At 63.5% G+C, this 24,533-nt stretch carries 18 protein-coding genes and 2 pseudogenes; 5 read left to right on the top strand and 15 right to left on the bottom strand.

Features of this window, described 5'->3' with window-relative positions; genetic code table 11:
• Positions 1 to 14: 14 nt before the first annotated feature.
• Positions 15 to 967: pseudogene (locus OMK73_RS31720) on the top strand (class II glutamine amidotransferase).
• A 306-nt stretch (positions 968 to 1,273) separates the two neighbouring features.
• On the opposite strand, the gene OMK73_RS31715 reads toward OMK73_RS31720, so the two are convergent.
• The 6 genes and pseudogenes from OMK73_RS31715 to OMK73_RS31690 all read right to left on the bottom strand — a co-directional run bounded on the left by OMK73_RS31715 (position 1,274) and on the right by OMK73_RS31690 (position 7,204).
• Positions 1,274 to 2,008 (bottom strand): amino acid ABC transporter ATP-binding protein, encoded by a 735-nt coding sequence (locus OMK73_RS31715; protein WP_150987966.1) that lies wholly within the window; start codon positions 2,006 to 2,008, stop codon positions 1,274 to 1,276.
• Positions 2,005 to 2,688, bottom strand: coding sequence for a glutamate/aspartate ABC transporter permease GltK (gltK, locus tag OMK73_RS31710; protein WP_267605505.1), 684 nt, complete (start codon positions 2,686 to 2,688; stop codon positions 2,005 to 2,007). Before gltK ends, OMK73_RS31715 begins: the two co-directional genes overlap by 4 nt.
• 11 nt (positions 2,689 to 2,699) lie before the next feature.
• Positions 2,700 to 3,427, bottom strand: a pseudogene (locus OMK73_RS31705) (amino acid ABC transporter permease).
• A 63-nt stretch (positions 3,428 to 3,490) separates the two neighbouring features.
• Entirely contained in the window at positions 3,491 to 4,390 is a 900-nt protein-coding gene (locus OMK73_RS31700) for a glutamate/aspartate ABC transporter substrate-binding protein (protein ID WP_267605504.1), read from the bottom strand.
• A 367-nt stretch (positions 4,391 to 4,757) separates the two neighbouring features.
• Positions 4,758 to 6,065, bottom strand: coding sequence for a Glu/Leu/Phe/Val family dehydrogenase (locus OMK73_RS31695; RefSeq protein ID WP_267605503.1), 1,308 nt, complete (start codon positions 6,063 to 6,065; stop codon positions 4,758 to 4,760).
• A gap of 167 nt (positions 6,066 to 6,232) precedes the next feature.
• Positions 6,233 to 7,204 (bottom strand): LysR family transcriptional regulator, encoded by a 972-nt coding sequence (locus tag OMK73_RS31690; RefSeq protein WP_267605502.1) that lies wholly within the window; start codon positions 7,202 to 7,204, stop codon positions 6,233 to 6,235.
• 174 nt (positions 7,205 to 7,378) lie between these two features.
• On the opposite strand from OMK73_RS31690, the gene OMK73_RS31685 reads away from it, so the two are divergent.
• The 3 genes from OMK73_RS31685 (at position 7,379) to OMK73_RS31675 (ending at position 10,836) form a co-directional block, all read left to right on the top strand.
• The gene (locus tag OMK73_RS31685) at positions 7,379 to 7,975 is read left to right on the top strand and encodes a cysteine dioxygenase family protein (RefSeq protein WP_267605501.1); all 597 of its coding nucleotides are present in this window, start codon (positions 7,379 to 7,381) and stop codon (positions 7,973 to 7,975) included.
• Between the two features lie 60 nt (positions 7,976 to 8,035).
• Entirely contained in the window at positions 8,036 to 8,494 is a 459-nt protein-coding gene (locus tag OMK73_RS31680; RefSeq protein ID WP_267605500.1) for an Lrp/AsnC family transcriptional regulator, read from the top strand.
• A 794-nt stretch (positions 8,495 to 9,288) separates the two neighbouring features.
• Complete coding sequence (locus tag OMK73_RS31675) at positions 9,289 to 10,836, top strand: IS3 family transposase (protein ID WP_267605499.1); 1,548 nt, start codon at positions 9,289 to 9,291, stop codon at positions 10,834 to 10,836.
• A 72-nt stretch (positions 10,837 to 10,908) separates the two neighbouring features.
• Here OMK73_RS31675 and ltrA read toward each other — a convergent pair whose 3' ends face one another.
• From ltrA to OMK73_RS31650, 5 genes are all read right to left on the bottom strand, one after another.
• Positions 10,909 to 12,216, bottom strand: coding sequence for a group II intron reverse transcriptase/maturase (gene ltrA / locus OMK73_RS31670; protein WP_267605030.1), 1,308 nt, complete (start codon positions 12,214 to 12,216; stop codon positions 10,909 to 10,911).
• Positions 12,217 to 12,881: 665 nt separating this feature from the next.
• Positions 12,882 to 13,667 carry an ABC transporter permease gene (locus tag OMK73_RS31665; protein ID WP_267605498.1) on the bottom strand — a complete coding sequence of 262 codons (786 nt, stop codon included), beginning with the start codon at positions 13,665 to 13,667 and terminating at the stop codon, positions 12,882 to 12,884.
• Positions 13,668 to 13,669: 2 nt separating this feature from the next.
• Complete coding sequence (locus OMK73_RS31660) at positions 13,670 to 14,506, bottom strand: ABC transporter ATP-binding protein (RefSeq protein ID WP_267605497.1); 837 nt, start codon at positions 14,504 to 14,506, stop codon at positions 13,670 to 13,672.
• Positions 14,507 to 14,536: 30 nt separating this feature from the next.
• The gene (locus OMK73_RS31655) at positions 14,537 to 15,706 is read right to left on the bottom strand and encodes an ABC transporter substrate-binding protein (RefSeq protein WP_420715616.1); all 1,170 of its coding nucleotides are present in this window, start codon (positions 15,704 to 15,706) and stop codon (positions 14,537 to 14,539) included.
• Positions 15,707 to 15,891: 185 nt separating this feature from the next.
• Positions 15,892 to 17,787 carry an ABCB family ABC transporter ATP-binding protein/permease gene (locus OMK73_RS31650; protein ID WP_267605496.1) on the bottom strand — a complete coding sequence of 632 codons (1,896 nt, stop codon included), beginning with the start codon at positions 17,785 to 17,787 and terminating at the stop codon, positions 15,892 to 15,894.
• A 178-nt stretch (positions 17,788 to 17,965) separates the two neighbouring features.
• Between OMK73_RS31650 and OMK73_RS31645 the strand changes: the two genes are divergently transcribed.
• Positions 17,966 to 18,421, top strand: a complete 456-nt coding sequence (locus tag OMK73_RS31645) for an acyl-CoA thioesterase (protein ID WP_267605495.1) — start codon at positions 17,966 to 17,968, stop codon at positions 18,419 to 18,421.
• Here the strand turns inward: OMK73_RS31645 and OMK73_RS31640 are convergent.
• The 4 genes from OMK73_RS31640 to OMK73_RS31625 all read right to left on the bottom strand — a co-directional run bounded on the left by OMK73_RS31640 (position 18,414) and on the right by OMK73_RS31625 (position 24,501).
• The gene (locus tag OMK73_RS31640) at positions 18,414 to 19,190 is read right to left on the bottom strand and encodes an enoyl-CoA hydratase (protein ID WP_267605494.1); all 777 of its coding nucleotides are present in this window, start codon (positions 19,188 to 19,190) and stop codon (positions 18,414 to 18,416) included. The two genes, OMK73_RS31645 and OMK73_RS31640, sit on opposite strands and share 8 nt — an antisense overlap.
• A 68-nt stretch (positions 19,191 to 19,258) precedes the next feature.
• A complete protein-coding gene (locus OMK73_RS31635; RefSeq protein ID WP_267605493.1) occupies positions 19,259 to 20,215 on the bottom strand; it encodes a DegV family protein in 957 nt (318 codons plus the stop codon).
• 641 nt (positions 20,216 to 20,856) lie between these two features.
• Complete coding sequence (locus OMK73_RS31630; RefSeq protein WP_267606586.1) at positions 20,857 to 22,056, bottom strand: acetyl-CoA C-acyltransferase; 1,200 nt, start codon at positions 22,054 to 22,056, stop codon at positions 20,857 to 20,859.
• An 18-nt stretch (positions 22,057 to 22,074) separates the two neighbouring features.
• On the bottom strand, positions 22,075 to 24,501 hold the full coding sequence (locus OMK73_RS31625; RefSeq protein WP_267605492.1) for a 3-hydroxyacyl-CoA dehydrogenase/enoyl-CoA hydratase family protein: 2,427 nt from the start codon (positions 24,499 to 24,501) through the stop codon (positions 22,075 to 22,077).
• Positions 24,502 to 24,533 lie beyond the last annotated feature (32 nt).

Below are 24,533 nucleotides of genomic sequence, written 5' to 3'. Positions count from 1 at the left end.
CGAGGGCCCGCTGAATGGTATTGAAATCGGGGGAAACGCACTGCAAGGCGCGCTGCGCTTGGCAGATAACCCGGGCAGGCCGGATAATGGAACATTCTATTGCAATCCGGCAGCCTGCTGCCGCTCCGGTGCCCGCCATGTGCCAGCTGCTCGGCATGAACTGCGCCACGCCGACCGACGTGACGTTCTCCTTTACCGGCTTCGCCGCCCGCGGCGGCGTCACGGATCACCATGCCGACGGCTTTGGCGTGGCGTTCTTCGAGGACAAGGCCTGCCGCCTGTTCATCGACAACCAGTCCGCCGGCACCTCGCCGGTGGCCGAGCTGGTCAAGCGCTACCCGATCAAGTCCAAGAACGTCATCTCGCATATCCGCAAGGCGACCCAGGGCACGGTGCGGCTGGAAAACTGCCACCCCTTCATGCGCGAGCTGTGGGGGCGGCACTGGATCTTCGCCCACAACGGCGACCTGAAGGACTTCTCGCCCTTCCTGTCAGGGGTTTACCAGCCGGTCGGCGACACCGATAGCGAACTCGCCTTCTGCACGCTGATGCAGGGCTGCGCAAGCGCTTCCCCGGCTCGCAGCCGCCGCTCAACGAGCTGTGCCACGCGCTCGCCGACATCACGCGCGAGATCACGCAGCACGGCGTGTTCAACTACCTGCTTTCCAACGGCCAGGCATTGTTCTCCCACTGCTCCACGCGCCTGTACTACATCGTGCGCCAGTGGCCGTTCTCCACCGCCCACCTGATCGATGCCGACCTGTCGATCGACTTCGCCCAGGTCACCACGCCCGACGACCGCGTGGCGGTGATCGCCACCGCGCCGCTGACCGACAACGAAACCTGGACCGCCTTCGCGCCCGGCGAGCTGATGATGTTCGAGGAAGGCCGCTCGGTGATGACGCTGACGGTGCCGATCCCGCCGGAAGTCCAGGCCAAGAACGCGGCCAACAGCGCCTGCACCTGAGGCTTCGGGAATACGCCGCATGAAAAAGGGACGCCGGAGCGTCCCTTCAGCTTGCCGACAAAGCCGGAGCTGGGTTGTCGTGCTCCCCTCTCCCACTTGTGGGAGAGGGGCTGGGGAGAGGGCGGGCGCTCGATACGCCTGCGTGCTGGAGAAAACCGAAGGCTTCGCTCCAAGTGGCTCCTAGCAAAGCCACCCCTCTCCCCGGCCCTCTCCCCCTGAGGGGAGAGGGAGAGACAACCGTCGTCATTCCAGACGGTGTTGGCGCATCCTGTCGACTTCGACCAACGCCCCCTGATTTGTCCCGCATCAGTGATGCAGGATCTTCGACAGGAACTGCCTGGCCCGCTCGGAGCGCGCTTCGATATTGCCGAAGAACTCTTCCTTGGCGCAGTCCTCGACGATCTTGCCCTGGTCCATGAAGATCACGCGGTTGGCCACCTTGCGCGCGAAGCCCATTTCGTGGGTCACGCACATCATGGTCATGCCTTCCTGCGCCAGCTGCACCATCACGTCCAGCACTTCGTTGACCATTTCCGGGTCCAGCGCGGAGGTCGGCTCGTCGAACAGCATGCAGATCGGATCCATCGACAGCGCGCGGGCAATTGCCACGCGCTGCTGCTGGCCGCCCGACAGCTGGCCCGGGAACTTGGCCGCCTGCGCCTTCAGGCCCACGCGGTCCAGGTACTTCAGGCCCTTGGCGGTAGCCTCTTCCTTGGAGCGGCCGAGCACCTTCATCTGGGCGATGGTCAGGTTCTCGGTGATCGACAGGTGGGGGAACAGCTCGAAGTTCTGGAACACCATGCCCACGCGCGAACGCAGCTTGGGCAGGTTGGTCTTGGGCGAGCCCACCGAAGTGCCGTCCACCGTGATGTCGCCCTTCTGGAAGGGCTCCAGCGCGTTGACGGTCTTGATCAGCGTCGACTTGCCCGACCCCGACGGGCCGCACACCACCACGACTTCGCCCTTGGCGACCTTGGTGGTGCAATCGGTCAGCACCTGGAAGGCGCCGTACCACTTGGAGACGTTGTTGATTTCAATCATACGGCCACCTTTTTCTGGTAACGCTTGACCAGCAGCGATGCGGAGAAACAGATAATGAAATACACCAGCCCGGCGAACAGCAGCATCTCCACGATGCGGCCGTCACGCTCGCCGATGCCGTAGGCCTGGCCAAAGAAGTCCGCCAGCGCGCTCACGTACACCAGCGACGTATCCTGGAACAGGATGATGCCTTGCGTGAGCAGCAGCGGCACCATGTTGCGGAAGGCCTGCGGCAGGATCACCAGCCGCATCGACTGTCCGTAGGTCATGCCCATGGCCTGCGCGGCAAACATCTGGCCGCGCGACACGCTCTGGATACCCGCGCGGATGATCTCGGAATAGTACGCCGCCTCGAACAAGGCAAAGGCGATCAGCGCCGAGGTCATGCGCAGGTCGGATGCCTGCGAAAGGTTGAACGTCTTCTGCAGGAGCTGCGGGATGATCAGGAAGAACCATAGCAGCACCATCACCAGCGGGATCGACCGGAAGATGGTGACGTAGCCCTGCGCGAACCAGTTCAGCACCTTGACGGAAGACAGCCGCATCATCGCCAGGATGGTGCCCCAGACGATGCCGACCACCACCGCGGTGACGGTGATCTTGAGCGAGACCAGCATGCCCTCGCCCAGCACTTCCAGCGTGGTGGGGTTGATCGAGGTGAAATCGAATGAATATGCCATGACGTGTCCCCTTACTTGCTGCCGATGAAGCCGGGCACGCGGGTGCGTCCTTCCACCCAGCGCATGAGCAGCATGACCACGATATTGATCAGCGCGTACATCAACGTCACCGCGATGAAGGACTCATACGGGCGCGCCGTGTAGTCCACCAGCTGGCGCCCCTGCGCGGCCAGCTCCAGCAGGCCGATGGTCGACGCCACCGCGGAGTTCTTGAAGATGTTCAGGAACTCCGAGGTCAGCGGCGGAACGATGACGCGGAACGCCATCGGCAGCAGCACGTGGCGGTAGGTCTGGGCCAGCGTAAAGCCCATCGCCAGGCCTGCATTCCGCTGGCCGGGGGCAGCGAGTTGATCCCCGAGCGCACCTGCTCGCAAACCCGGGCCGCGGTAAAGGTGCCCAGGCAGAACATGGCCGCCAGGAATTGCTGGGCGAAGGGGTTCATCTGCTTGATGGTCTCGCCGCCGGGCAACAGCTCGGGCATGACAAAATACCAGATGAACAACTGCACCAGCAGCGGAATATTACGGAAGATCTCGACGTAGGTGGCGGCCAGGCCGGACAGCCACCTGTTGGGCACCGTGCGCAGTACGCCGAGTACCGAGCCGATGACGAGGGCGATGATCCACGACGAGAGCCCGAGTGCAATGGTGACCTTCAGGCCGGAAATCATCCAGTCCAGGTAGGTCTCGTTCTGGGCCGCTTGTTCGAGGAATACACCCCAATGCCAGCTGTAGTTCATGATGTGTCCTCAAAAAGAAACGGAAGGACATGCCTTCCGTTTCACACAACCGGAATCCCAGTATCAGTCAAGTGCCTTGTCGTTCGGCGTCTTGAACAGCGCCTTCATGTCTTCCGACAGCGGGAAGTCCAGGTTCAGGCCCTTGGGCGGCACCGGTTGCTGGAACCACTTGGTGTACAGCGTGTTGATCGAGCCATCCTTCATCATGCCGGTGATGACGTGGTCGGACAGCTTCTTGAACGGTGCGTCATCCTTGCGGATCATGCAGCCATAGGACTCGCGCGATTGCGCCTTGCCAACCACGATCCAGTCGGCCGGGTTCTTGGCCTTGGCGCGCTCGCCGTACAGCAGCGCGTCGTCCATCATGAAGGCGACGGCGCGGCCCGATTCCAGCGTCAGGAACGACTGGCCATGGTCCTTGGTGCTGATGATGTTCATGCCCAGCTTCTGGTCATCGTTCATCTTGCGCAGCAGGCGTTCCGAGGTGGTGCCGGCAGTGGTCACCACGTTCTTGCCCTTGAGGTCGGCCCAGTCCTTGATGCCGCCATCCTTCTTCACCATGATGCGGGTGCCGATGATGAAGATGCTGTTGGTAAACGATGCTTGCTTCTGGCGCTCGAGGTTGTTGGTGGTCGAGCCGCACTCGATGTCGATGGTGCCGTTCTGCAGCAGGGTGATGCGGTTCTGCGAGGTAATCGGGATTTCCTTGACCTGCAGGTTCGGCAGCTTCAGCTGATCCTTGATGGCTTCCACGATCTTGACGTTGATATCGTAGGAATAGCCGACCTGGCGCACACCGCCGAGGTTGTAATTGAACGGAATCGACGACTCGCGCACGCCAAGCGTAATCACACCGGTGTCTTTGATCTTCTGCAGCGTGCCCGTCAGTTGCTCGGCAGCTTGCGCGGTACCGCACAGCACGCCAGCAGCAATCATCAGGGAAGCCAACTTGGCAACATTCATAAAATCTCCTTGACCATGAAGAGAAAGGCGGGACTCTAACAAAAAAACCACCCGCCGACGAAATAGTATTGCGCAGGCAGGCACTCAAGACAACGGGTTTTTCCCCTAACAGCGTCATTTCAGGCATGGTTTGCGGGGCAAACCGAGGTCTGACTCAATCCTGTAAAGCCCCTGCGCCAACGCGCCGGGCCGGCCTTGCGGCAATGCCTTGTCAGCACGGGCTCCCCCTCGTGCGTGGGGGGACAGCGAGCGCATACGACAACGCGGCTGCCGGGAAGCCCGGCAGCCGCGTTACCAATCCTGGATGGGCCTGCTGCGCCGCAGCATCGCCAGGGAGCGACGCTGCGGCGCCAAGCCGCGTCAAGCATCAGGGATAGAGACCGCGCATTTCGCGCGCCTGCAGAATCCGCGTGCACGCCACGATGAAGGCGGCCGTGCGCAAGGTAACCTTATTGTCCTGAGCAACCTGCCAGATCGCCCGGAAAGCCTCTTGCATGATTCGTACCAGGCGCTGGTTGATTTCCTCTTCGGTCCAGAAGAAGCTGGAAAAGTCCTGTACCCACTCGAAATAGGAAACCGTAACGCCGCCAGCATTGGCGATAACGTCGGGCGCCACCAGGATATTGCGCTCGCGCAGGATGTCGTCGGCCTCGGGCGTGGTCGGGCCGTTCGCACCTTCGATGACCATGCGTGCCTTGATGTGGGGCGCATTCTGGGCGGTGATCTGGCCTTCCAGCGCGGCCGGGATCAGGAATTCGCAATCCACCTGCCAGAATTGCTCGCCGGAAATGGTCTCGCCCTGGAAGCCTTCGATTGTGCCGCTGTGCGAAGCATATTCCATCATGGCGGGCACATCCAGGCCGGCCGGGTTGTACAGCGCGGTGCGGTGGTCCTGCACCGCCACCACCTTGGCGCCAGCCTCATGGAACAGCTTGGCGGCCACGGCGCCGACGTTGCCGAAGCCCTGCACGGCCACCCGTGCGCCCTTGATCTCAAGGCCGAGGTTGCGCGCCGCTTCGGAACCCACCACGAACACGCCGCGGCCGGTTGCCTCGCGCCGTCCCAGCGAGCCGCCCAGCGAGATCGGCTTGCCCGTGACCACGCCGGTGGACGTGCTGCCGGAATTCATCGAGTAGGTGTCCATCATCCATGCCATCACCTGCTCGTTGGTGTTGACGTCGGGCGCCGGGATGTCCTTGTTGGGTCCGATGATGAAATTGATTTCGCTGGTGTAGCGGCGCGTCACGCGCTCCAGCTCCGAGCGCGAGAGCGTGCGCGGATCGACGCGGATGCCGCCCTTGGCGCCGCCGTAAGGCACGTTGACCGCGGCGTTCTTGACCGACATCCAGGCCGACAGGGCCATGACTTCCGACAAGGTCACGTCCTGGTGGAAGCGCACGCCGCCCTTGCCCGGGCCGCGCGACATGTTGTGCTGCACGCGATAGCCTTCGAAGTGGGCAATGGTCCCGTTGTCCATCTCGATCGGCACATCGACCACCAGCGCGCGCTTGGGGCGCTTGAGGGTCTCGACCCAGCGGGCCAGCGAGCCCAGGTACGGCGTGACACGATCGACCTGCTGCAGGTAGATGCCCCAGGGCCCGAGCGCATCGGCGTTCAGGTAGGAAGGCAGGGAATGGTTCTTGACGGCAGGATTGGACGGCGCTGCGGAAGACATCGTTTGGTTCCGGTGTGAAGGTGCCGCCAGCTTAGGGGAGGCAGCCCTGCAGAAGCCAATGCCGTTTGATTATCCTGTTATGCATGGTTAGCATAACCTTTGACGAGCGCCCTGTGCCGCCCCTCCCGGCTACTTGGCGGTGCGCCCGGCGCACCAGCCGCGCGCCTTCAGGATTTCGGCAGTGCGGGCAAGGTCTGCGCTGCCAGCGAAGACCAGACGCGGTCCACCAGCTGGCGCTTGTTGCGAACCTGTGCGCTGCGCCGCTCGCTGACGTGTTCGCCCGGCTTCTCCCGGTAAAGCCGGATTTCCATGTCGATCGACAGCGGCACGCCGCGCGCGGCCTCGGCACGCACCAGCCGGTGCTGGGCCAGTTCCTCCCGCACCGCGCTCTCCGGCAGGAAGGCCATGCCATGCCCGGACAGCGCCATCACCTTGAGCGCCTCGGCCATATCGGTCTCGTAGCATTTGTCGAGCTTGAGCGCGTCGGTGGTTTCTGACAGCAGCATGTCGACCATGCGGCCGAGGAAGGCATTGGGCGTATAGCTGAGGAAGGGCACCGGCTTCTTGTCCGTGCCCGGCAGCCGGTACAGGGGCTTGCCGGCGGCGTCCGGCACGCTGTATGGCGACAGCCGCTCGGTGCCCAGCACCATCATGTCGTAGTGCGCGGGATCGAGCTGGATGGCCTGGCGCGCATGGTGGTAGACCATCACCAGGTCGCAGCCGCCATCGACCAGCGCCAGCACGGCGTCGTGCACGTTGAGCGCGCGCAGCCGGCACGGCAGCGTGCCGATCTCGCGTTCCACCGCCTTGAGCCATTCGGGGAAGAACGTCAGCGACAGCGTGTGCGGCACCGCGAATTCCAGCACCTGGGCATTGGCCGAACGCTGCCCCCGCATCAGCGCCCGGGTCTCGCTGACTTGCGCCAGCATGGCCAGGGCCTGCTCGTAGAACACCTTGCCCGCCGGCGTGAGGCTGGTGGGATAGCTGGAGCGATCGATCAGCTCCGTGCCCACCCAGGACTCCAGCGACTGGATCCGGCGCGAGAACGCGGGCTGCGTCACATGACGCTGCTCGGCCGAGCGCGAGAAGCTGTGCGTCTCGGCCAGGCTGACGAAGTCTTCAAGCCACTTGATTTCCATGAGGCGGCATTATCCACCGGCTGCTTGCGGTTTCGCCACCGCCAGGAACAATATTCTACTTTATTGATTTTTATTAGAATTAGATTACACTTACAGCCAGATTTGCACGACAGGACGCACGTGCTTGCTACGGGCTGGACGCTATGATGGTCGCAAACCAACAAGGAGCCCTTCATGGCCACCCAGCAAGCCGCCGTTACCGATATTGCCAGCCACGCACGTAGCGCCGGTGTCCTTGGCACCCTTGACGCGGTCGGCGGCCAGCCGGATCTCTTTGCCCCGCTATCCGACGGCATGTCGTCCGCCTTTGCCGCCAGCGCGCGCATGGTGGCGCAAGGCATCGAAGCCAGCCTGCCGGATGCCGCGACGCTGCTGGCACTGTTGCCGGAATCGCTGCGCGAGGGCTCGGCCCAGGGCTATGTGCGCCACCTGGTGCACGCCGATCCGCTGGCGCGCTTCTCCGCCATGCTGATCGTCTGGCGGCCGGGGCAGCACAGCCCGGTGCACGGGCACCAGACCTGGTGCGCCTACCGGGTGCTGCGCGGCACGCTGCATGAGCGCCACTACCGCTGGGACGCGCAAGAGCGCCAGGCACATCCGTGCGGCGAGATCACGCGCACGGCGGGCGACACCTTCAGCGTGCCGGCCGGGCTGCGCCATATCCATGCGCTCGGCAACGACAGCGACGCGGTGGCCGTGTCGCTGCATATCTATGGGGTGGACCAGGAACACATCTGCAGCGGTGTGAACCTGCTGGTGGACGCGGCCTGAGTCTTGCGGCCGGCGTGCGGCCAGGCACCAGGGAAACGCTGCGCGCCAACAGGATTTGCCATGGACCGTTACGACCGCCAGATACTCGCCGCCCTTCAGGAGGACGCCACCGTGCCTGTGGCGGAGCTTGGGGAGCGGGTAGGCCTCACCTCCACGCCGTGCTGGCGGCGCGTGCAGAAGCTGGAGGAAAGCGGCGTGATCCGCAAGCGCGTGGCGCTGCTGGATCCCGCGCTGCTGAATGTGGGCGTGACGGTATTCGTATCGGTTCGTACCAGCCAGCATAGCGTCAAGTGGCTCAAGACTTTTCATGATCTTGTCGCCTCCATTCCCGAAGTCACCGAGTTCTACCGCATGGCCGGGGATACCGATTACCTGCTGCGCGTGGTGGTGCCGGATATTGCTGCTTATGATCGCGTTTACAAGAAGCTGATACAGGGGGCGGAGCTGGCGGATGTGAGTTCTAGTTTTGCTATGGAACAGATTAAGTACACTACGGCGTTGCCGTTGGATTATGTGTAGGGTGGGGAATGGGTGGGGATTCGGATTTGGCGCTTCTGGCCCCGCTGACGCGGGTTTTGGCGCTTGCTGGGTGGGGTTTTCATGCTTCTAGCTGCTGTCGCGGCTGTACGGGGTTGGCCGTTTTAGAACGTGTGAGATGTCACTTTTCTTTACTCGTAAAGAAAAGTAACCAAAGAAAGCGATCCTTGCAGGAGGCTGGCTTGTCGGGGTTGCGTAGCCCAATGGTTTCGTCGTCAGGCCCCGGGTTTTAATTCACTCGTGCCGTTACCGGTTTGAATGGCCACGATCCTGTTAATGACGCTGGTTTCGTGGTGAGGCCCCCGGTAGCCGCATCCCTGCCCATTCGCCCATCTGCCGGTACCGGATCGGAGCATCACGATATATCACGCCGTGATGGTTTCGTGGTGGGGTGGGCGCGGTGGCGAATCCCTCAAAACTATTCCGGCGGTGCCACCGCGCCCACGACGAAAACGGGACGCTTGCAACTTCGTGGCCGCCCGCGCCGCGAGCGACAGACGGCTTGAACTTCGTGGTGGTGGCTACCGGTGGGGGCCACCACGAAACCCTGGGCATTGGCAGCGTCGTGATGATCTAAACTGGTAACGGCACGAGGTCATTAGAACCCGGGGCCGTACGACGAAATCATTGGGGTCCCCAATGACGCCACGCCAGCCTCCTGCAAGGATCCCTTTCTTTTGGTTACTTTTCTTTACGGGCGAGCCCTCCATGTCAGGATACTTGTCGTCTCCGTCTTCTTTGATGAAGCAAAATGGAGGGTGGTGTGCGACTGGAAGATGAAACGATATACGGCCGAGCGCCGGGAGTGGGCGGTCGAGCAGATGATGCCTCCGCTTAACCGATCGGTAGTGGAGTTGGCCAAGGCCACGGGGATCACGACAGTGACCTTGCGGACTTGGCGCGAGATGGCGAGAGCTGCAGGAAGAATTGTGCCGGGTGACGGGAAGCAAAGTGATCAATGGTCCAGTGCGGACAAGTTTCGCGTGGTGCTGCAGACGGCGCCACTGAGTGAGGCGGAACTGTCGGAATACTGCCGGATGAAGGGCATCCAGCCGGAGCAGATCCGGCAATGGCGCGAGGCGTGCGAGCAGGCTAATGCGGTGGCACCGGCCAAGCGAAGCCTGGCGCAGCGCCGGGAAGACGAAGCGGCGCAGAAGCGTGTACGAGAACTGGAGCGCGAGCTCAAGCGCAAGAATGCGGCGCTGGCGGAAACGGCAGCGCTGCTGGTACTGCAAAAAAGCCGCAGCGATCTGGGGACGGGACGAGGAAGACTGATCAGCACCCCGGATCGCTTTGAAGCCATACAGTTGATCGATGAAGCGGTGAGCGCCGGGGCGCGACAGGCAATGGCCTGCGAAGCGCTGGGCTTGACCGAGCGAACCTTGCAGCGCTGGCGGCATGCCCCTGCCGATAAGCGGCTTGAGGCGCGTCGCGACGCGCCTGCCAACAAGCTCAGCGAAGCGGAACGGCAGGCATTGCTGACGGCGGCGAACCAGCCTGGCTATGCCAGCCTGACGCCGCACCAGATCGTGCCGAAGCTGGCGGACGAAGGGATCTACCTGGCGTCGGAATCGACGTTCTACCGGATCCTGAAGGCGGCGGGACAAGGCAGACGGCGTGGCCGCAGCAAGGCCCCGAGCGCTCGTCCGTTGACGACGCACCGGGCGGAAGGTCCGAATCAGGTTTGGTGCTGGGACATCACTTGGCTACCGACCACAGTCAAGGGACGGTTCTTCTACTGGTACATGATGAAGGACATTTACAGCCGCAAACTGGTCGCCAACGAGGTGCATGAGAGCGAGTCGGCCGAGCATGCCAGCCGTCTGCTGATGCACGGTTGTTTGCGCGAGCAGACGGCGGGCCGCCCGCTGGTGCTGCACTCGGACAATGGCACGGCCATGAAGGGGGCGAGCATGCTGGCAACGATGTATGACTTGGGCGTGGTGCCGTCCTACAGCCGGCCCAGGGTGAGCAACGACAACGCCTATGCCGAAGCGTTGTTCCGCACGGCGAAGTACTGCCCGCTGTGGCCGGAGCGCCCGTTCGAGAGCCTGGAGCAAGCGCGTGCCTGGGTGCTGAGCTTCGTGCGTTGGTACAACGACGAGCACCGCCACAGCAGCCTGAAATACGTCACGCCAAGCCAGCGGCATCAGGGCAAAGCCACTGCCCTGCTGGCGCAGCGCACGGCGCTGTATCAGGCCGCGCGAGCCCGGAACCCGCAGCGTTGGGCTGCGGGCATCCGTAACTGGCAGCTAGTCGATGCCGTGTACCTGAACCCGGAACGAGCGCAGCAAAACGTGGGGGATTGCAAGAAAGCAGCGTAACGGCTGAGGGTCGAGTGGCCCGAGGGAACTGCCCCCTCAGGCTCTCACAGATCCGTACGTGAATCTCTCGATTCATACGGCTCTTCTTGTCCGCCGTTCTTCGAAACAGAAATCCCAGTGCGCGAACAGCTGAGGAAGACTTTCCCGACATCGTTTGAGCCACGCCCAAGATCCTCGTTTATGTCCTCTCAACCGCTTGTACTTATTTCGCGCCCACCTGCCAAGCCGTAAGTCTATTCTGATCAAGAACTGTTTCAGCCGCTCTGGATAGAAAGCACCGTAGTAATTCACCCATCCCCGTACCATTGGGTTTATGCGCTGCGCCAGTTCGCGCAGCGTCATTGAGGTACTTCGATTGAGACTCATGCTTCGGATGGCCTGAGACATGCGCGTTAGTGCCTTTTGACTTACCGCAGGTCCGAATCCGTTGAACAAATTTCCCGCTCGGTCCTGTACCGTCCGAGCGTGAAAGCTGAATCCAAGGAAGTCGAACTTTGTATGGATATGGTCCTCTCGACGTCGTCCATCTTTGCAGTAAACCAAGCGCGTCTTTTCCGGGTGTAGCGAAAGCCCACAATCGGTAAGCCGTTCCCTCAAGGCAGACAAGAACTGTTCCGCCTGATGCTTCGTCCTGCAATGACAAACCACATCGTCGGCATACCGTTCAAACGGCACCTCCGGATGCTCGGTCTGGACCCATCGATCAAACGCATAGTGAAGAAAGAGGTTAGCCAACAATGGACTGATCACCCCGCCTTGCGGAGTGCCTCTATCCCGAGCAACCAATTCCCCGGTTTGCTTCTGCACCGGGCTCTCTAGCCAGCGTCTAATGTAGAGTCGTACCCATGGCTCCGTGACATGCTTTTCTACCGCACGCCTGAGAAGCTCGTGGTCGATGGTGTCAAAGAAGGATTTCAAGTCAATATCGACTACCCAATCGTAGCGCCAACAGTTCCTTCTCGCTTGCGCCACAGCTTGCTTCGCCGATTTGTTCGGCCGATAACCGAACGATGATGCATGGAATATCGCATCGATTCTCGGCTCCACCATTAACTTGACCGCCATCTGCGCCACTCGGTCAGTGATGGTCGGTATCCCGAGAGGACGAAACCCGCTCCCCTTCGGAATCAGCACCTCTTTGACCGGCTGGGGAAAATAACTCCCCGAACTCATTCGATTCCACAGGGCGTATAGATTCCTTGCCAAACGATTTCGGAAGATTTCAATACTTTCGCTGTCCACGCCCGGCCCGCCTTGATTGGCGGCCACACGCTTCCAGGCTTCCCAAATCAACCGCTTGGGTATCTCGAACGACTTGGCGTCGACCCTGGAATCCTCCCGCATCGCGGTTGTTCTATGGTCTCTGCCGGACAAGGTCATGCCTTCGCTCCAGAGGTCATTACAACCCTTTCACCGCTACTACGCATGACTCCGCCCCTGTGCCTCGCATTGGTACTCTGACTCTCACGGGTTCTCCGCTTGAGTTTCTCCCTTAGCATCGAGACGACAGGTTCCCAAGTTCCGTATCCATGCCTGCAGGAAGGTCGCGCCATCTCTATGCCGGATGCCGTCAGACCCACCTCCAGGTTGCCGTCTGACTTATCCCGAGGTGTTGTCGAGCCCTCGGTTTTGACATCATTGCAATTCTCGACACTTCTTCGATGGTTCACTTGCGTTCGCCTCCTCCTTGCCTACCTGACGAGATTCATCCCGCCTTTTCCCTTGACGCTCACCACAACCGCTCTTAACGGCTGCAGCTCAGGGTGGTTTGGTATCACCGCCTGATCGGCGAAACCGAGGGGCCTACCCTCATCACAGATACAGCATGTACGACGACGTACTGTCGCTTTCCTTCTTGGCACACCGACAACTACCTTGACACACGCCGCGAGCGAGTAAAGAAAAGTGACATCTCACACGTTCTAAAACGGCCAACACCGTACAGCCGCGACAGCAGCTAGAAGAGCCAAAACCCCGCCCACAAGAGACACCCCCGCGCCAGCGGGGCCAGAAGCGCTACCCCCCCGTCCCCCTATCACCCCCTATCACCCCCTATTCGCCCACCCCGTCACCCTCCTCTCCAAAACCGCAAAAAACTCATACATCACCATCGCCATCACAGCAATCACCACCAGCCCGGCAAACGCCAGCGGCATCTTCATCGCCGATCCGGCCGAGACCAGCAGATAGCCAATGCCCTCGTTAGCGGCACTCATCTCCGACACGGTAGTGCCAACGAATGCCAGCGTGATCGCCACCTTCAGCGAAGCAAAGAAATATGGCATGGACCGCGGCAGCCCGACCTTGAGCAACACATCGGTGCGCTTCGCACCAAGTACGCGCAGCACGTCCTCCAGTTCCGGCTCCAGCGTAGCCAGCCCGGTCGCGATATTGACCATGATCGGGAAGAACGAGATCAGGAACGCGGTCAGGATCGCCGGGCCGGCGCCCAGGCCGAACCACACCACCAGGATCGGCACGAACGCCGCTTTCGGCAACGCATTGAACGCCGTCATCAGCGGATAGCCGGCCGCGTACGCCAGCTTGGACGAGCCCATCAGCAAACCCAGCACCACGCCCACGATGATGGCAAGGCCAAAGCCGACCATGGTGGTCCAGAAGGTACGCCAGGCATGGCCGGCAATCACATCCCAGTACTCGAACAGCGACGTGACGATCGCGCTGGGGCTGGGCAGGATGAAGTCCGACACATTGAACACAAGGCAAGCGCCCTGCCACAGCAGCAGGAACGTGCCCAGCAACAGCCACGGCGCCACGCGCTGCACGCGGCGTTGCTGGGCCGCGCTCATCGAAGAAGAGAAAGTGCTCATGGTCAGTGCTGCCGTACGTGCCCGATCTTCTCGCGCAGCGAGTGCACAAGGTCGGCAAAGGGTTCGGTATAGGTCAGGTCGAGGTCGCGCGGACGCGGCAGGTTGATCTCCTTGCGCGTGAGGATGCGCCCCGGGCGCTGGCTCATCACGTAGACGGTGTCGGCCAGGAACACGGCCTCGCGCAGGTCGTGGGTGACCAGGATCACGTTGAAGCGCTGCGCCTGCCACAGGTCGCGCAGCACGCACCACAGCTCCTCCCGGGTAAAGGCGTCGAGCGCGCCGAAGGGCTCGTCGAGCAGCAGCATGCGCGGCTCGTGGATCAGCGCGCGGCAGATCGAGGCGCGCTGCTGCATGCCGCCGGAGAGCTGCCACGGATACTTGTCCTCGTAGCCGGCCAGGCCCACGGTGCGCAGCAGTTCGCGCGCCCGCGCCGTGTATTCCTCGCGCTTCTGGCGCAGCGTGGAGCGGTACGGCTCGACGATCTCCAGCGGCAGCATGACGTTCTGCAGCGTGGTGCGCCAGGGCAGCAGCGTCGGGGCCTGGAAGGCCATGCCCACCATCTTGAGCGGGCCGGTGACCTTCTCGCCGGCGATCTTGACCACGCCGCGCGTGGCCGGCTTGAGGCCGGTCGCCAGCTTCATGAAGGTGGACTTGCCGCAGCCGGAGGGCCCGACGATGGCGATGAACTCGCCCGGCTCGACCTGCAGAGAGATGTCCTCGATGGCGAACTCGCCCTGGCGGGCAAGCTCGTCGTTATAGGCGAGCCAGACGCGATTGAACTCGACAAGGGTCGCGCCGCCGGCTCGGCCGGCAATTCCGCGGGGCCGCGGCCCCCACACGCAGGGAAGGCTGGGAAGTCGCGCCCATCGTCATCGCAGCACATCCAGTTCGGCAGCGGACGGCAGGTAGGCATCGGTCCACAGGTTGTCGGGGTTGATGCGGCCCTTGGTGCCAAAGGCATCGGCCACTTGCGAAGCCATCAGCGAGAGGCGCGGCTTGTTGACCCTGCCAAAGCCCTCGGCGCGCGCGTCGGGCGACTTGACCACGCTGTCCAGCGCCATCTTCAGGCGCTTGGTCTCGAGCTTCTCGTCGATGATGCCGTCGCGCGCCTTGACCGCCTTGATGCCCTCTTCCGGCTTGGCGATCACGTCCTTGGCCGACTTGGCGAAGGCGCGCAGGAAGGCCTTGACCGCCTCCGGGTTTTTCTTGAGGAAGTCTTCCGAGGCGATCACGGCGTTGCCATACAGCTTCACGCCGTATTGCGGGTAAGGCAGCACCACGATGTCCTCGTCCTTCACGCCGCGCGCGTTCAGGTTAAGGATGGAGGTGAAGGAGAAGCCGGTGATGGCGTCGAGGTCGCCGCGCGTGAGCATGGTCTCGCGCAGGGTCGGGTCCATCGCCTGCCAGTTGAAGCTCGACGCCTGCAGGCCGTTGGCCTTGGCGAAGATCGGGAAGGCGCGGCGTCCGGCGTCGAACACCGGTGCGCCGAGCTTCTTGCCGGCCAGGTCGTGCGGGGTCTTGATGCCGGACTTCTTCAGCGCCAGCACGGCGGCGGGCGTGTTGTTGTAGACCATCATCACGGCCACCGGCTTGTTCTTGGCATCGGGGTTGTTGCCGTAGAACTCCATCACCGACGCAAGGTCGGCAAAACCCATGTCATAGGTGCCGGAAGCCACGCGGTTGACCACGTTGCCCGAGCCGTTGCCAGCGTCGATCGCCACATCGAGTTTCTCGGCCTTGTAGTAGCCCTTCTGCTCGCCCAGCAGGAACAGCGCGGACGGGCCTTCGAAGCGCCAATCGAGCTGGAAGCGGACCTTGGTCTGGGCGTGCGCCTCGCCGGCAAATTGTGTCGACAGCACCAGTGCTGTGCCTAGCGCCATGCCAAGCTGCATCCAGCGGCGGCGTGCGGGGGACGCGGCAGCGCCGGACACGGCATGGGCCGGCTGGGCGCCTGCGAGAGCGGCCGGGACTTCGAACGGGGTGGCGAACGGGGTGGCGAACGGGGTGGCGAACGGGGTGGCGGCACGGAATAGCGGCATTGAACTCTCTCCAGTTAGTCGTCTTCCTGGATAGTTCGTCCGCAAGGCGCGTGCCATGCAAACACGCACCGCGATGGGGCGGATACGCCACCTATTGTCGAACCAAATTCGTGCAATCGGATATTTCGGGACGGTTTGCCGCGATGGATTGTCAACAATCCATCGCGGCCCTGGCTATTGGCGTGTCAGGCGTCCTGCGTCGCGTCGCCCGCCTCGATGGCCAGTGCGGCATCCTCCACGGGCGCCTCGTTCTCGGCCGCGCTGCGCGCCTGGATGTGCCACATCTCGGCGTAGCGGGCATCGAGCCGCATCAGCTCGGCATGGGTGCCGCGCTCGATGATGCGGCCGTGGTCCATCACCAGGATCTGGTCGGCATGCACCACGGTAGAGAGCCTGTGCGCGATCAGCAGCGTGGTGCGGTTCTGCGCCAGCCGCATCAGCTCGGCCTGGATGGCCTGTTCGGTGCGGGAATCCAGCGCCGAGGTGGCTTCGTCGAAGACCAGGATCGGCGGGTTCTTCAGCAGCGTGCGGGCGATGGCCACGCGCTGCTTCTCCCCGCCCGACAGCTTGAGGCCACGCTCGCCCACGGGCGTGTCGTAGCCTTGCGGCAGCTCGCGGATAAAGCCGTCGATCTGGGCCGCGCGCGCGGCCTCGATGACTTCGTCGCGGGTGGCGTCGGGGCGGCCGTAGGCGATGTTGTAGTAGATGCTGTCATTGAACAGCACGGTGTCCTGCGGCACGATGCCGATGGCGCGGCGCAGGCTGTCCTGCGTGATCGAACGGATATCCTGGCCGTCGATCTCGATGCCGCCGCTGCTCACGTCATAGAAGCGGAACAGCAGCCGCGCCAGCGTGGACTTGCCCGAGCCGCTGTGGCCCACCACCGCGGTAGTGGTGCCGGCGGCGATGGTGAACTCCACATCGTCGAGGATCACGCGGTTGCTCTCGTAGCCAAAGCCGACATGGTTGAAACGCACCGCCGCACCCTGCACGCGCAAGGCGCCGGCGCCCGGCGCATCGGCCACTTCGCGGTTTGTGCCCAGCAGCACGAACATGCGATCCATGTCGGTGGTGGCCTGCTTGATCTCGCGGTAGATCACGCCGAGGAAGTTCAGCGGAATGTACAGCTGGATCATCAGCGTGTTGACCAGCACCAGGTCGCCCAGCGTGAGCTTGCCCGCCGCCACGCCCACGGTGGCGCGCCACAGGATCAGGATCAGGCCGGTGGCGATAATGGCCTGCTGGCCGAAGTTCAGGAACGACAGCGAGTTTTGGGAGCGGATCGCCGCGGTACGGTACTTGCGCAGGTTCTCGTCATAGCGACCGGCCTCATATTCCTCATTGCCGAAGTACTTGACCGTCTCGAAGTTGAGCAGGGAATCGATGGCCTTCTGATTGGCGCGCGAATCCAGCTCGTTCATCTTGCGCCGGAAGTGCGTGCGCCACTCGGTCACCACGATGGTAAACACGATATAGCTCACCAGCGCGCAGCCCGTGATGGCGGCGAACCAGATGTCGTAGTGCAGGATGAAGAAGCCCATCACCAGCCCCATCTCGACCAGGGTCGGCAGGATGCTGTAGAGCGAGTAGGAGATCAGCGACTGGATGCCGCGCGTGCCACGCTCGATGTCGCGGCTCATGCCGCCGGTCTGGCGGTCCAGGTGAAAGCGCAGCGACAGCGCGTGCAGGTGGCGGAACACCTGCAGCGCGATCTCGCGCACCGCGCTTTGCGTGACCTTGGAGAACAGGATTTCGCGCAGCTCGGTAAACAGCGTGCCCGACAAGCGCAATATCCCGTAGGCGACGATCAGCCCCACCGGCACCACCAGCAGCGCGGTCGCGCTGCCGGCGGGCACATTCATGTTGTCCACCAGCTTCTTCATCAGGACCGGCACGCCCAGGTTGGCCACCTTGGCCGCCACCAGGCACACCAGCGCCAGGATCACGCGCCACTTGTAGTGCCAGACATAGGGCAACAGGTTGCGCACGGTCTGCCAATCGCTGCGGGGAACGTTGGATTTGCCGAAGAGGGAAGAAGGCTGGGCGGGGGACGGCTCGGCCGACGTAGAGTAGCGTCGCATACGTTAGAATTCGGGCGAATATGCGATTGTGGCAGAGATCGACATAATTAGCCGGCGCCACGCCGCAATCGCGCGTCACGGCAGCGCCGCCACGTCCGGGCCGCGCGGCGGCAAGGTCACTCCTTCGCTGCCCGCCCTGCCCCGCCCCAACCCGATCCAGTCTCATCAAGCAGCCATCATGAATCAAGCCAACGTCCTCCCCTGCCTGCCCCCTGGCAAGAATCCCGCACTGCGCGTGGTCCCCATGCCGGCGGATGCCAATGTGCATGGCGACGTCTTCGGGGGCTGGATCATGGCCCAGGTGGACATTGCCGGCTCGATCCCGGCAGTGGAACGCGCCCAGGGCCGCGTGGCCACCGTGGCGGTGAACTCCTTCCTGTTCAAGCATCCGGTCTTTGTCGGCGACCTCGTGAGCTTCTATGCCGATATCGAGAAGACCGGCCGCACCTCGATCACCGTGTCGGTGGAGGTCTATGCGCAACGCATGCGCCACAGCAACGAGATCGTCAAGGTGACCGAAGCCACCCTGACCTACGTCGCCACCGACGATACACGCCAGCCGCGCGTGCTGCCGAAGGAAAGGACGCGCCGCTGGCCTGAGTGCGCAGCGGCGGTTTCAATGCACGTTAGTTGAACTGCGAGAAGTCCGGGCGGCGTTTCTCGAAGAACGCCTTGAACGCCTCCTTGGCTTCCGGCGCCTGCAGCATGCGCCGGAACACCTCGCCCTCCTCCGCCATTTTCGCTTGCACGGCAGCCTTGTCGCCGCCCTTCATCAGCCGCTTGGTCTCCCGCAGGGACGAAGCCGGCAGCGCGGCCAGCTTGCGCGCCTGCTGCTGCGCGAACTCGTTGAGCTCCGCCACCGGCAGCACGCGCGTGGCCAGGCCGATCTGCAGCGCTTCCTGCGCGCTGAAGGCTTCGCCCAGCATCAGCTTCTCGGCAGCGCGCTGGTGGCCCAGCAGGCGCGGCAACAGCATGCTCGATGCCGCTTCCGGGCACAGGCCCAGCTGCACGAACGGCAGCGACAGCTTGGCCGTCTCGGAGACATAGACCAGGTCGCAATGCAGCAGCATGGTGGTGCCCACGCCCACCGCCGGGCCGCTCACCGCGGCCACCAGCGGCTTGCTGGCCTGGCTGATCTGCTGCAGGAACTGGAACACCGGCGCCGGTTGATCACCTTCCAGCGAGGTGGGCGGACGCTGCATGAAGTCTTCCAGGTCGTTGCCGGCGGTGAACACTTCCGGCTTGCCGCGGATCACGATCACGCGCACGGCAGGGTCGGTCTCGGCGGCGCGCAGCGCGTCGGCCATGGCCTGGTACATCGCCGCCGTGATGGCGTTCTTCTTGTCGAGGCGATCGAACTCGAGGGTCAGGATGCCTTGTTCGATGGTGGTCAGGATGCTCATGAAATCGTCTTCTCCTTACTGCTTGGTTGGCTGGTCTGCCTTGCCCTTCGCTTAAGCAAGTGGGCCGCTCATTCGAACGCCGGCGGATTCTCGCAAAGATAGCTCATCCCGAACGCTTTTGCGCCGACGTTGAGCGCCACCGTCAGGCTCATTGGCGCCAGCATCAGCTCCACGTCATGCTGCTGCGCGGTGCGCGCGAGCGACTGGTAGGCCGGCAACGCTTGAATCGCCTCGGGCGGTCCCGCATAGCTCAGCGATACTGCCGGGCTCAGCAAGCGGGCGCTGCGGATGCATTGCTGCGCGTGCGCCATCACGCGGCGGATGCCTTCATCCGCGCCGCGCGCCTTGGCCACCGGCTCGGTCTGGCCGCGATGCATATGCACGATGGGGCGGATATTGAACGCGCTGCCGAGCATGTAGCGGCCCCAGGTGATGCTGTTCTCGCCCTTGTGCTTGGCGCGCGTGTACATGTAGAGCAACTCGTCGGGCACCAGGAACATATGCGCGGCGTCGCGCAGGCGTGTCTCCACCGCTTCCACCACCGCTTGCGCGCTGGCGCCGCCGCCCAGCATGCGCGCGGCCTCGCGCACGATCAGCGCCTGGCCCGGGCCGATCGCGCCGGTGTCGATCACCGTCAGCTCGAACAACCCCGTGCGCCCCGCATCCTTGCGCGCCTTGAAGCTCTTGGCCACGGTACCGACCACGGCGCCCGAGGCATGCGCGTACAGCTTGCTGCGGCTGCTGGCGATGGTGAGCAGCAGCGCGCGGTCGCATGAGGTCACCACATGCTTGAGCATGTGGTCTTCGATCTCGCGCTCGAGCAAGGGAACGGATTCGGCATAGTGGTCCTGCTTGCCGACCAGGTACTGCGCGTAGAGCGACGGCAAGGCCGGCTCGTCGCGCACATCGGCCACAAAGCGGTCGCCCGCGCGAATGCGGAACGGCACCGTCTGCACGCCGAGCTCGGCCATCAGTGCGCGCGGCATGTCGCACGCGGCGTCGGCCAGGATGAGTGTCTCCTGCATCTTGTTGTTTCCTCCCTGTCAGGTGAGCCGCATCGAGGCGGCAGCTGTCTCCTTGCTATGGCACTGCTTTCTTCACCTGATAGAGGGTCCGGTGGTGTTTAAGCGCCGGCGCCACCTGATGCGCCCGCCCTCTCCCCGGCCCCTCTCCCGCTGCGCGGGAGAGGGAGCAAACCCGCGGTAGAGTCAAAGCATCACTCGGTGTAGCCGTGATTCCCGCCCCCAGGCGGAAATCACCCACGCGCGATGCGAAGCGAGCCGTGAAGGTGTGAATCTCCCGTTATGGGGCGCCTCGTCGGCAGGCCAAAAGAGCGGAAAAGAGGAGGCCATGTCTGAGTATCGCCTTAAGGCGATGCGAGTTTGGCCTCCGGCCGCTCTTTTGGACTGACGACGAGGAGTCTTTCGCCCCATCCGGGTCGCCTTCTTTGCCTACTTTCTTGGCGAGACAAGAAAGTAGGTCGCCTCCCCGCAGGGGAGGTGAAACTGCCTTTGACTTTAAGCTTTTGAGCTCTTGACCTTTTGACGTTAAGCAGTTGATTTTGCAGTGAAGCCGCGCGGATGGCGAACAAGTAGGCCTTCGCGGACCAACGCCACATCCAATGCCCGCCCCCTCCCCCAACCCCACCGATACGGTTGTGCCGCGTTTAGACGCGCTCGAAGATACCTGCCGCGCCCATGCCCGTACCGACGCACATGGTGACCATGCCGTACTTCAGGTTATGACGGCGCAGTGCGTGCACCACGGTGGCCGAACGGATCGCACCGGTGGCGCCCAGCGGGTGGCCCAGGGCGATGGCACCGCCCATCTGGTTGACCTTGGCCGGGTCCAGCTGCAGGTCGCGCATCACCGCCAGCGACTGCGCGGCGAAGGCTTCGTTCAGCTCGATCCAGTCCATCTGGTCCTGCGTGAGGCCGGCTGCCTTCAGCGCCGCGGGAATCGCTTCCTTGGGGCCGATGCCCATGATCTCCGGCGGCACGCCGCGCACCGCGAACGAAACGAAGCGCGCCAGCGGCACCAGGTTGAACTGCTTGAGGATCTTTTCCGAAACCAGGATCAGCGCGCCGGCGCCGTCGGAGGTCTGCGAGCTGTTGCCTGCGGTGACGCTGCCCTTGTTGGCAAACACCGGGCGCAGCTTGGCCAGGCCTTCGATGGAGGTCTCCGGGCGCGGGCCTTCGTCCAGCGAGATGGTGCGCGTCTTCACGTCGACCTGGCCGCTGGCCAGGTTGGGGAATTTCTCGACGATGTCCACCGGCGTGATCTCGTCCTTGAAGTCGCCGGCCTGCTGGGCGCGGATCGCCTTCTGGTGCGAAGCGAGCGAGAAGGCGTCCTGGTCCTCGCGGCTGACCTGCCACTTCTGCGCGACCTTCTCGGCGGTCAGGCCCATGCCGTAGGCGATGCCGATGTTCTCGTCGCGCTCGAAGATAGCCGGCGACATCGACGGCGAGTTGCCCATCATCGGCACCATGCTCATCGATTCCACGCCGGCGGCGATCATCACGTCGGACTCGCCCACGCGGATGCGGTCAGCGGCCATGGCCACAGCCGACAGGCCGGAGGCACAGAAGCGGTTGACGGTGATGCCGCCCACGGTGTTCGGCAGGCCGGACAGCAGCGCGCCGATGCGCGCCACGTTCAGGCCCTGCTGTGCCTCGGGGATGGCGCAACCAACGATAGCATCCTCGATCAGCTTGGGATCGAGGTTAGGCACCTGCGCCACGGCCGCGCGCAGGATGGTGGCCAGCAGGTCGTCCGGGCGGGTGTTCTTGTACGCGCCCTTGGGAGCCTTGCCGATCGGCGTGCGGGTCGCGGCAACGATGTATGCGTCTTGCAGTTGTTTCATGATGTCGGTTCCTCGCTTGCCTTAGTTGCGCACCGGCTTGCCGGTCTGCAGCATGCCCATGATGCGTTCCTGGGTCTTGCCCGTGCCGAGCAGGTCGACAAAGGCCTTGCGTTCCAGCGCCAGCAGCCATTCCTCGCTGACCAGCGAGCCGGCTTCCACATCGCCGCCGCACACTGCCTCGGCAATCCGGCTGGCAATCAGGAAGTCGTGCGCGGAGATGAAGCCGCCATCGCGCATATTGGCCAGCGATGCCTTGATAGTGGCAATGCCGGAGCGGCCCGCCACCGGCACCAGCGTGCCCGGCACCGGGGCGCGGTAGCCGGCGTTGGACAGGGCGCGCACTTCGTTTTGCGCCACGTAGAGCAGCTCATGCACGTTGAACACGATGGTGTCCGACGGCTGCAGGTAACCCATCTTCTGCGCGTCCAGCGCCGAGGACGAGACCTTGGCCATGGCCGCTGCCTGGAAGCGGTTGGTGAGGAACGGCAGGTAGTTGGTGCTGCCGGCGGCTTGTGCTGCCCGTGCTGCCGCCAGCGCGGCTTCCTTCAGGCCGCCGCCCGCCGGCACCAGGCCCACGCCCACCTCCACCAGGCCGATATAGGTCTCCAGCGCGGCCACGCGCTTGGCCGAATGCAGCATCAGCTCACAGCCGCCGCCCAGCGCAATGCCGGACGCCGCCGACACCACCGGCACGGCGGAGTACTTCACGCGCATCATGCCGTCCTGGAATTTCTTGACGAAGGGCTCGATGCCCTTGGCGCCGCCCATCATGAAGGCCGGCATCGCGGCTTCCAGGTTGGCGCCCGCGGAGAACGGGCCGCCCGGCGCGCCCAGTTGCAGCGACGTGGGCTGCCACACCACCAGGCCCTTGTACTCAGTTTCCGCCAGGTCGATGGCGCGCGTCAGGCCGTCGATCACGTCTGGGCCGATGGTGTTCATCTTGCTCTTGAACGAGACCACCAGCACATCGTCCTGGCCTTCGCTCACCCAGATGCGCACCGCATCGTTCTCTTCCACGGTGCGGCCGGCCTTGCGCGGATCGGCAGCCGCCGTGCCCTTGACCGCGGCGCGGAACACCTGGCGCGCGTACACCGGCAGCGCGTTGCGCTGCACGAAGGCCTGCGCGGCGGGCGACCACGAGCCCTGCGCGCCGTGCACGCCCTGGTTGTCGGCCACCGGACCTGCGAACACCCACGCCGGCAAGGCCACATTGGCCAAGCCCTTGCCTGCGTCGATGTCTTCCTTCACCCACTCGGCCACCTGCTTCCAGCCGGCCGATTGCCAGTCCTCGAAGGGACCGGAATTCCAGTCGAAGCCCCAGCGGATCGCCAGGTCGATGTCGGCCGCGGAGCCGGCGATCTGCTCGAGGTAGACGCCGATGTAATGGAACACGTCGCGGAACACCGCCCACAGGAACTGCGCCTGCGGGTTGCTGGATTCGCGCAGCAGCTTGATGCGCTCGGCCGCATCCTTCTTCAGCATGCGCACCACGATCTCGTCGGCCTTCTTGCCCGAGTCGACGTACTGGCCCGTCTTGGGATCCAGCACCTTGATGGCCTTGCCTTCCTTCTTGTAGAAGCCGGCGCCGGTCTTCTGGCCCAATGCGCCCGCATCCACCAACCCCTTGAGCACGGCAGGCGTCTTGTACACCGGGGCGAACGGATCGTCCTGCAGGGTGTCCTGCATGGTCTTGATCACGTGGGCCATGGTGTCCAGGCCCACCACGTCGGCGGTGCGGAACGTGGCGGACTTGGCGCGGCCCAGCTTGGAGCCGGTCAGGTCGTCGACCACATCGAAGGGAATACTGTACTTCTCGGCTTCGGCAAACACGGCCAGGATCGAGAAGATGCCGACGCGGTTGGCGATGAAGTTCGGCGTGTCCTTGGCGCGCACCACGCCCTTGCCGAGCGTGGAGGTCAGGAAGGTTTCCAGGCGGTCCAGGATCGCGGGCTGCGTGGTCGCGGTCGGGATCAGCTCCACCAGGTGCATGTAGCGCGGCGGGTTGAAGAAGTGCACGCCACAGAAGCGCGACTTCAGGTCCGCGTCGAAGCCATCGGACAGCGCGGTGATCGACAGGCCCGAGGTGTTGGTGGCAAAGATCGCGTGCGAAGCCAGGTGCGGCGCAACTTTCTTGTACAGGTCGTGCTTCCAGTCCATGCGCTCGGCGATGGCCTCGATCACCACATCGCACTCCTTAAGCAGCGCGAGGTCGTCTTCGTAGTTGGCAGCCTGGATCAGGCCGGCTTCGTCCTTGATGCCGAGCGGCGCCGGCGAAAGCTTCTTCAGGTTCTCGATGGCGCGCAGCGAGATGCCGTTCTTGGGGCCTTCCTTGGCGGGAAGGTCGAACAGCACCACGGGCACGCGGGCGTTGACGAGATGGGCGGCGATCTGCGCCCCCATGACGCCGGCACCCAGCACGACGACCTTCTTGACGATGAAATTGGACATGCGCGCTCCTAGGAAAGTGAGCGTTGAGATGA

Source organism: Cupriavidus sp. D39 (assembly GCF_026627925.1).
In the GTDB taxonomy this organism is placed as follows: Bacteria; Pseudomonadota; Gammaproteobacteria; order Burkholderiales; family Burkholderiaceae; genus Cupriavidus; species Cupriavidus ulmosensis.
Note: the sequence above shows the minus strand (reverse complement) of the source record. Positions and strands in the feature narration are given on the sequence as shown.

Coding starts and splice junctions, on each gene's coding strand:
- OMK73_RS31715 (WP_150987966.1), bottom strand. CDS start 2,008: ATGATTGAAATCAACAACGTCTCCAAGTGGTACGGCGCCTTCCAGGTG.
- OMK73_RS31655 (WP_420715616.1), bottom strand. CDS start 15,706: ATGCCGCTATTCCGTGCCGCCACCCCGTTCGCCACCCCGTTCGCCACC.
- OMK73_RS31700 (WP_267605504.1), bottom strand. CDS start 4,390: ATGAATGTTGCCAAGTTGGCTTCCCTGATGATTGCTGCTGGCGTGCTG.
- OMK73_RS31640 (WP_267605494.1), bottom strand. CDS start 19,190: ATGAGCATCCTGACCACCATCGAACAAGGCATCCTGACCCTCGAGTTC.
- OMK73_RS31685 (WP_267605501.1), top strand. CDS start 7,379: ATGGCCACCCAGCAAGCCGCCGTTACCGATATTGCCAGCCACGCACGT.
- OMK73_RS31690 (WP_267605502.1), bottom strand. CDS start 7,204: ATGGAAATCAAGTGGCTTGAAGACTTCGTCAGCCTGGCCGAGACGCAC.
- OMK73_RS31650 (WP_267605496.1), bottom strand. CDS start 17,787: ATGCGACGCTACTCTACGTCGGCCGAGCCGTCCCCCGCCCAGCCTTCT.
- OMK73_RS31665 (WP_267605498.1), bottom strand. CDS start 13,667: ATGAGCACTTTCTCTTCTTCGATGAGCGCGGCCCAGCAACGCCGCGTG.
- OMK73_RS31645 (WP_267605495.1), top strand. CDS start 17,966: ATGAATCAAGCCAACGTCCTCCCCTGCCTGCCCCCTGGCAAGAATCCC.
- ltrA (WP_267605030.1), bottom strand. CDS start 12,216: ATGACCTTGTCCGGCAGAGACCATAGAACAACCGCGATGCGGGAGGAT.
- OMK73_RS31695 (WP_267605503.1), bottom strand. CDS start 6,065: ATGTCTTCCGCAGCGCCGTCCAATCCTGCCGTCAAGAACCATTCCCTG.
- OMK73_RS31625 (WP_267605492.1), bottom strand. CDS start 24,501: ATGTCCAATTTCATCGTCAAGAAGGTCGTCGTGCTGGGTGCCGGCGTC.
- OMK73_RS31680 (WP_267605500.1), top strand. CDS start 8,036: ATGGACCGTTACGACCGCCAGATACTCGCCGCCCTTCAGGAGGACGCC.
- OMK73_RS31675 (WP_267605499.1), top strand. CDS start 9,289: ATGAAACGATATACGGCCGAGCGCCGGGAGTGGGCGGTCGAGCAGATG.
- gltK (WP_267605505.1), bottom strand. CDS start 2,688: ATGGCATATTCATTCGATTTCACCTCGATCAACCCCACCACGCTGGAA.
- OMK73_RS31635 (WP_267605493.1), bottom strand. CDS start 20,215: ATGCAGGAGACACTCATCCTGGCCGACGCCGCGTGCGACATGCCGCGC.